The sequence below is a fragment of the Burkholderia sp. LMG 13014 genome (assembly GCF_905232215.1).
GTDB lineage: Bacteria > Pseudomonadota > Gammaproteobacteria > Burkholderiales > Burkholderiaceae > Burkholderia.
The window spans coordinates 1-1224 of the sequence record NZ_CAJNKE010001020.1 but is presented as its reverse complement, the minus strand read 5'-3'; the positions used below and the strand labels follow the sequence as shown (position 1 = coordinate 1224).

The following is a 1224-nucleotide window of genomic DNA, read 5'->3' as shown; positions in this document are numbered from 1 at the left end:
CGCTCGCCGGTGCGCTGTTCGCGCAGACGCAAGGCGGCGCGGACATCTCGATGGGGATCGGCACGATCGTGATCGGGCTGGCTGCCGTGATCATCGGCGAGACGCTGCTGCCGGCGCGCCGGCTCGTGCTGACGACGCTCGCCGTCGTGCTCGGCGCGATCGTCTACCGCTTCTTCATCGCGCTTGCGCTCAACAGCGAGTTCATCGGGCTGAAGGCGCAGGATCTGAACCTCGTGACGGCCGCGCTCGTCACGATCGCGCTGGTGCTGCCGGCGACGCGCAAGAAGCTGTTCGCGCGCAAGAACGGAGGGGCCTGACATGCTGTCCGCACAAGACCTGAAACTCACGTTCAACCCCGGCACGCCGATCGAGACGCGCGCGCTGCGCGGGCTGTCGCTCGAGATTCCCGACGGCCAGTTCGTCGCGGTGATCGGTTCGAACGGCGCCGGCAAGTCGACCTTCCTCAATGCGGTCAGCGGCGACCAGGCCGTCGATGCGGGGCGCATCTCGATCGATGGCACGGACGTCACGCGCAAGGCCGCGTGGGACCGCGCGCACCTCGTCGCGCGCGTGTTCCAGGATCCGATGGCCGGCACCTGCGAGGCGCTGACGATCGAGGAGAACATGGCGCTCGCGATGGCGCGCGGCGCACGGCGCGGCTTCCGGGGGGCGCTCGACCGGCCGTCGCGCGAACTGTTCCGCGACAAGCTGCGGCTCCTGAACCTCGGCCTCGAGAACCGGCTGACCGACCGGATCGGGCTGCTGTCGGGCGGCCAGCGGCAGGCGGTGAGCCTGTTGATGGCGTCGCTGCGGCCGTCGCGGATCCTGCTGCTCGACGAGCATACGGCCGCGCTCGACCCGAAGACGGCCGCGTTCGTGCTGGAACTGACCGCGCGCATCGTCGCCGAGAGCAAGCTGACGACGATGATGGTCACGCACAGCATGCGGCAGGCGCTCGACTACGGCGACCGCACGGTGATGCTGCACCAGGGGCAGGTCGTGCTCGACGTGTCGGGCGACGCGCGCAAGGGGCTCGACGTGCCGGACCTGCTGCAGATGTTCGAGAAGGTGCGCCACGAGCAGCTCGACGACGACGCGTTGCTGCTCGGCTGACGGGCGACAGGCGGGCCGGCGCGGTGTGCAGGGTGCGCATCGTGCCGGTCGGCCGGCCCGGCGGCCGGCGGGGGGTGGTGGGGGGAGGGTGGTTTAGTCATCTGTCGGGGG

The 1224-nt window shown here is 70.3% G+C and carries 1 protein-coding gene and 1 pseudogene; both read left to right on the top strand.

Annotation, left to right across the window (positions count from 1 at the left end; genetic code table 11):
• Window positions 1-317: pseudogene (locus tag JYJ84_RS37060) on the top strand (ABC transporter permease); the annotation flags it as partial.
• A 1-nt stretch (window position 318) separates the two neighbouring features.
• Entirely contained in the window at window positions 319-1113 is a 795-nt protein-coding gene (locus JYJ84_RS37055; protein WP_122946321.1) for an ABC transporter ATP-binding protein, read from the top strand.
• The last annotated feature ends 111 nt before the right edge of the window (window positions 1114-1224 follow it).

Excerpts from the sequence above, each read along its gene's own strand:
- JYJ84_RS37055 (WP_122946321.1), top strand. The coding sequence starts at position 319 with ATGCTGTCCGCACAAGACCTGAAACTCACGTTCAACCCCGGCACGCCG.